Raw genomic sequence first — 5,642 nt, forward strand, 5'->3', positions numbered from 1 at the left:
ATCGCCGATGGCGTGCGCGCCGGTCGAGCAAGCGGTGACGACGGCATGGTTGGGGCCTTTCAGCCCGTGCCGGATCGACACCTGCCCCGACACCAGGTTGATGATGTTTCCGGGAATGAAGAACGGGCTGATGCGGCGCGGCCCGCGCTCGTGCAGGATCAGCGCGTTCTCGGCAATGCCCTCGAGCCCGCCGATGCCGGAGCCGATCATGACGCCGGTCGCGCAGCGCTCTTCTTCGGTGCTCGGCCGCCAGCCGGAATCCTTCAGCGCCTCGTCGGCGGCCACGATCCCGTAGAGGATGAAGTCGCCGATCTTACGCAGTTCCTTCGGCTCGAGCACGGCTTCGGGATTGAGCGTGCCGTTGGAGCCGTCACCGCGCGGAATGACGTGGGCGATCTTGCAGGCAAGATCCTCCACTTCGAATTCGGTGACGCGCTTGGCGGCGCTGCGGCCGGTCAGCAGTTCCTTCCAGCTGTGCTCGAAGCCCATGCCGAACGGCGAAACCAGGCCAAGGCCCGTGACGACGACACGCCTCATCGCAGGTCCTCCCCGATCATGCCTGCGAAAAGCCTCAGGCAGAGGCCTTGTCGATGTACTTTACGGCATCGCCGACGGTCAGGATGGTCTCGGCGGCATCGTCCGGAATCTCGACGCCGAACTCTTCTTCGAACGCCATGACGAGTTCGACCGTGTCGAGGCTGTCTGCGCCCAGATCGTCGATGAAGCTCGCCTGCTCCGTCACCTTGTCGGCATCGACGCCCAGGTGCTCGATGACGATCTTCTTGACGCGCTCTGCGGTGTCACTCATTTGGGGCATCCTCGTCTTATGTTGAGTTGTCTTCGTTAGCGGGCGGAATGCCGCTAATCAAGCTGAAATATGGTCTTGCGGGTAACGCAACGCCACAGGACCGGTTTTTGCCCGAACCGCCGGGTTGCGGGCCGCATTACACGAAAAATGCGGGAGGTCCAAGCCGAAATGGCGCTTTTCACAACCGCCGGACCTTGGTCCGTCAACACACCCTAGATCATCGCCATGCCGCCATTCACATGAATGGTCTGGCCGGTGACATAGGCCGCTTCGTTGGAGGCGAGATAGGCAACCGCGGAGGCGACTTCGGCGCTGGTGCCCATGCGCCGGGTCGGGATCGCCGCCATGATCGTCTCCTTCTGCTTGTCGTTGAGCTTGTCGGTCATGGCCGATTCGATGAAGCCCGGGGCGACGCAGTTGACGGTGATGTTGCGGGTGGCGATCTCCTGCGCCAGCGACTTGGAAAAGCCGATCATGCCGGCCTTGGAGGCGCAGTAATTGGTCTGGCCGGGATTGCCGGTGACGCCGACCACCGAGGTGATGTTGATGATGCGGCCATGGCGGCGGCGCATCATCGGATGGGTCAGCTCACGGGTCAGGCGGAAGACGGCGGTGAGGTTGACCTCCAGCACGCTGTCCCAGTCGGCATCCGACATGCGCACGAACAGGCCGTCCTTGGTGATGCCGGCATTGTTGACGAGGATGTCGACGCCTTCGAGATCGGCCTCCGCCTTCTGGCCGAGCGCCTTGACCTCGTCGCGGTCGGACAGGTTGGCCGGGAACAGCTTCACGCGGTCACCGAGCTCGGCGGCCAACGCCTCGAGCTTCTCGATGCGCGTCCCGTGCAGGCCGACGATCGCGCCCTGGCTGTGCAGCACGCGGGCGATCGCCTCGCCGATGCCACCCGATGCGCCGGTGACGAGCGCCTTGCGGCCGGTCAGTTCGAACATTCTTCTCTCCTGATTCCAGAGAACACCCTGCTTATGGGTGGGGTGAAAGTCGCTAAGTTATGCAAACGCCGCAAGCGCCGCCTCGACATCGGCCGCCGTGCCGACGGCGCCGGTGGCGACGTCGCGGTTGATGCGCCGCGCCAGGCCAGACAGCACCTTGCCGGCGCCGATTTCGTAGAGCGTGACGACACCGTTGGCGGCGAACCACTCCACCGTCTCGCGCCAGCGCACGCGGCCCGTCACCTGCGCGACCAAGCGCCGGGCGATCTCGTCGGGATCGCTGGTCGGGGTGACCGTGACGTTGGAGACGACGGGAACCACCGGCGCGCTCTTCGCCACGCCGGCCAGCGCCTCGCGCATGATTTCGGCGGCCGGCGCCATCAGCGCCGAGTGGAAGGGGGCGGAGACCTGCAGCATCAGCGCCCGCTTGGCACCCTTTTCCGTGCACAGCTTCGCCGCGAGCTCGACCGCGGGCTTGGCGCCGGAGATCACCAGCTGGCCGCCGCCATTGTCATTGGCGACCTGGCAGACGGAGCCTTGTGCCGCCTCGGCGCAGGCTGCCTCGACCTCGGCCTGCTCCAGACCGATGATTGCCGCCATGGCGCCCTCGCCCGCCGGCACCGCCGCCTGCATGGCATTGCCGCGCACGCGCAGCAGCCGCGCGGCATCCGCCACGGAAACGAAGCCGGCGGCGGCAAGCGCCGAATATTCGCCCAGCGAGTGCCCGGCGACGCAGGCCACCTTGTCCTTCAGCGAAAAGCCACGCGCCTCCAGCGCGCGGATCGCGGCCAGCGACACTGCCATCAGCGCCGGCTGGGCGTTGGCGGTCAGCGTCAGCGTCTCTTCCGGCCCTTCCCAGATCAGCTTCGACAGTTTCTCGCCAAGCGCGTCGTCGACTTCCTCGAACACTTTGCGTGCCTCGGGGAAGGCGTCCGCCAGGTCCTTGCCCATGCCGACAGCCTGGCTGCCCTGTCCCGGAAAGGTGAATGCGACGGCCATGTCGAGGCTCTCCAATGGCTGATTTTTCCTGCCTGTGGCGCAAGGCGGACGGCCAAGTCAAGCCCGCGGTTGCCCAATGCGACGCCAAATCGCCGCGCGAGTGCCTGTTCCAAAAGACTTTTTTTCGATCACACCTGATGAAAACCGCTCACGAATCGTTTGCTGGCTCTTCTTATTTTCGCCACAGGCCGCTAGCTTTTAGATGACAGTTCCATGACAGAACGGTGACGCGGGTGGAAAAACGCGTTTCGCGGGCCGGGGGAAGTGAAGTGGCAAGGATCAGCAAGGGCGCGGCCAGACCCGCGCCGCAGTTCTTGGAAGACGATCCGTCCACCGGCTACCTGCCGGGGCGGAGATGGCCGATCGTCCGCTACGGTCTCGTCACCCTTCTCGCTTCCGCCATACTGGTGTTCGCGATCGAGTGGATCGTGCGCGGCGATTTTTCCGGCACGGTCGCCTTCTTCCTGCAGCCCTTCAAGCCGGGCTGGACCACCATCATCGTCTTCGCGCTGGTGCTGATCGGGCTCGACGCCGTCATCGGCCGCAGCCACCAAGGCCTGATGATCGTGGCGCCGCTGACGCTGGCGCTGGCCTTTGTCGGTCACCAAAAATCGCACTATCTCGGCGATCCGCTCTACCCGACCGATTTCCTCTATTCCCGCCAGATCATGGCGCTGATGCCGCTTCTGGTGCGCGAACGGCCGTGGACCGCCGCCATGCTGGCGGTGGGGATCATCGCCGGCTTGGCGCTGCTCGCTTATGGCTGGCGCCTGTGGCGCCGCAAGGTGCCGATCCTCAGCCGCAAGGGACGGCTGGCGCGGCTGACGCTGACGGTGCCGCTGCTCGCCTTCTTCGTCTCGATCATGGATTACGCCACCTTCTCGTGGACCCGCGACCGGCTGCAGATCATCCCGATCATGTGGGACCAGAAGGAAAACTACGCCTCCAACGGTTTTGCGCTGGCCTTCGCGCTCAACGTGCCGATGGCGCATGTTTCGGCGCCTTCGGGCTATTCGGACAAGGCGATCGCGGCGATCGAGCGGCCCCAGGTGACGGCCTCGGTGCCCGACGAGAAGCCCGACATCATCGTCGTCATGAGCGAATCCTTCTGGGATCCGACCAAGCTGCCGGGCGTCACCATCACGCCGGACCCGATCCCCAATGTGCGGGCGCTGCGCTCCGGCTACATGTTCTCGCCGGAATTCGGCGGCATGACCGCCAATATCGAGTTCGAGGCGCTGACCGGCTTCTCCAACGCCTTCCTGCCGGCGGGCTCGATTCCCTACCAGCAGTATGTGCGCACGCCGACGCCGTCGCTGGCGACCTTCCTGAAGAGCGAGGGCTACCGGGCGCGCGCCATCCATCCGGGCACCAACTGGTTCTGGAACCGCGGCGCGGTCTATGCCGATTTCGGCTTCAACGACTTCCGCTCCGAGGAGACGCTGCCGCCGATGCAGAAGCGTGGACCGCTTGCCTCGGACGCGGCGATGACCGATGAGATCATGCGCGAGGCGGACGCCAGCGAAGACCCGGTCTTCCTGTTTGCCGTCAGCCTGCAGAACCACGGGCCCTACGAGCCGTACCGCTATTACAATCCGACCCACAAGGTCGCCGCGCCGATCAGTTCCTGGGCGCGGGAATCGCTGCTGAGCTATGCTGAAGGCTCCGCTGACGCCGACCGCGGCCTGCAGCGCCTGGTCGAATGGGCAAAGAAGCGCGAGCGGCCGACGGTGATCGCCTTCTTCGGCGACCACCTGCCGCCGCTCGGGCCGGTCTATGTCGAGACCGGCTTCCTCAAGGACAATGTCGCGCCGCGCAAGGAAGCGCCGGAGGCGGCGCTCGAGCACCACCAGACGCCGCTGATCATCTGGTCGAACCGCACCGGCCCGGCCGAGGACGTGGGCGCGGTGAGCCCCGCCTTCCTGCCCTACCACATCCTGACCACCGCCAGGATCACGCATCCCTACTATACCGGCTTCCTCGGCGCCCTGCGCGAGCGCTACCGCGTCGTCGACCGCAACCTTCTGCTGTCGCCGGCCGGCGCGGCGACGCCCGACTGGGCGCGGCAGAAGAAGATCGACCCTGCGATCAACGATTTCCGCCTGCTGCAATACGACATGATGTTCGGCAAGCGAAACGCCGCGCCCGACTTCTTCCCCGAGACGGTCGACAAGGTCGTTGCCCATACGAGCTGAGTGCTGCGGCTTTTCAGAACTGCGACAGCAAGGACCCCTGCTTGAAACGCACTCTCCCTTGCCTTCCTGGGGAATTCCTGTATAGACGCCCGCAATCTGCCGGTCCTTGCTGGGGGCTGAACGGAGGGCCGAGGGTTTTCTCGAAAACCCGCGTGTGAAGCCAGAAGCGCTTCCGCCTCCCGTGTCTCCGCTCTCGACCGTCTCGTCATGCTCCTTTCTTCCCCGCTTCGCGGGTCAGAGAAGTTGCAGAGGCTTTAGCCGCGAGGAACCGGGAGAGAAACGAAGAAAGGCACCGATACACTATGGCTCTATACGAACATGTGTTCCTTGCCCGGCAGGACCTCTCGCAGCAGCAGGTCGATGCGCTTGTCGAACAGTACAAGGGCGTCATCACCGCGAATGGCGGGTCCGTCGGCCGGGTCGAGAACTGGGGATTGAAGTCCCTCACCTACCGGGTCAACAAGAACCGGAAGGCATACTACACGCTGATGGACCTGACCTGCCCGCCGGCCGCGCTCAACGAGATGGAGCGCCAGATGGGCCTGTCCGAGGACGTGCTGCGCTTCCTGACCGTCAAGGTCGAGGCGCATGAGGAAGGTCCGTCCGCGATGATGCAGAAGCGCGAAGAGCGCTCCGAGCGCGGCCGGCGGGCAGGTCAGGTCCATCAGCGTGTAGTATGCCTTCCGGTTC

The 5,642-nt window shown here is 64.9% G+C and carries 6 protein-coding genes; 2 read left to right on the top strand and 4 right to left on the bottom strand.

Going from position 1 to position 5,642, the window contains the following annotated elements; translation table 11 throughout:
- The 4 genes from EOA33_RS22115 to fabD all read right to left on the bottom strand — a co-directional run.
- Positions 1-537, bottom strand: a 537-nt coding sequence (locus EOA33_RS22115; RefSeq protein ID WP_281033539.1) for a beta-ketoacyl synthase N-terminal-like domain-containing protein, incomplete at its 3' end; no start/stop codon positions are given.
- Positions 538-571: 34 nt separating this feature from the next.
- Positions 572-808, bottom strand: a complete 237-nt coding sequence (locus EOA33_RS22120; protein WP_006203723.1) for an acyl carrier protein — start codon at positions 806-808, stop codon at positions 572-574.
- A 212-nt stretch (positions 809-1,020) separates the two neighbouring features.
- A complete protein-coding gene (gene fabG, locus EOA33_RS22125; protein ID WP_127399752.1) occupies positions 1,021-1,758 on the bottom strand; it encodes a 3-oxoacyl-[acyl-carrier-protein] reductase in 738 nt (245 codons plus the stop codon).
- A 57-nt stretch (positions 1,759-1,815) separates the two neighbouring features.
- Positions 1,816-2,757 carry an ACP S-malonyltransferase gene (gene fabD, locus EOA33_RS22130; protein ID WP_127406596.1) on the bottom strand — a complete coding sequence of 314 codons (942 nt, stop codon included), beginning with the start codon at positions 2,755-2,757 and terminating at the stop codon, positions 1,816-1,818.
- 269 nt (positions 2,758-3,026) lie between these two features.
- Between fabD and EOA33_RS22135 the strand changes: the two genes are divergently transcribed.
- Both EOA33_RS22135 and rpsF read left to right on the top strand, forming a co-directional pair.
- A complete protein-coding gene (locus EOA33_RS22135) occupies positions 3,027-4,952 on the top strand; it encodes an LTA synthase family protein (RefSeq protein WP_127406597.1) in 1,926 nt (641 codons plus the stop codon).
- A gap of 302 nt (positions 4,953-5,254) precedes the next feature.
- On the top strand, positions 5,255-5,642 hold a 388-nt coding region (gene rpsF, locus EOA33_RS22140), incomplete at its 3' end, for a 30S ribosomal protein S6 (RefSeq protein WP_127406598.1).

The organism is Mesorhizobium sp. M4A.F.Ca.ET.050.02.1.1 (genome assembly GCF_003997725.1).
Taxonomy (GTDB): Bacteria; Pseudomonadota; Alphaproteobacteria; order Rhizobiales; family Rhizobiaceae; genus Mesorhizobium.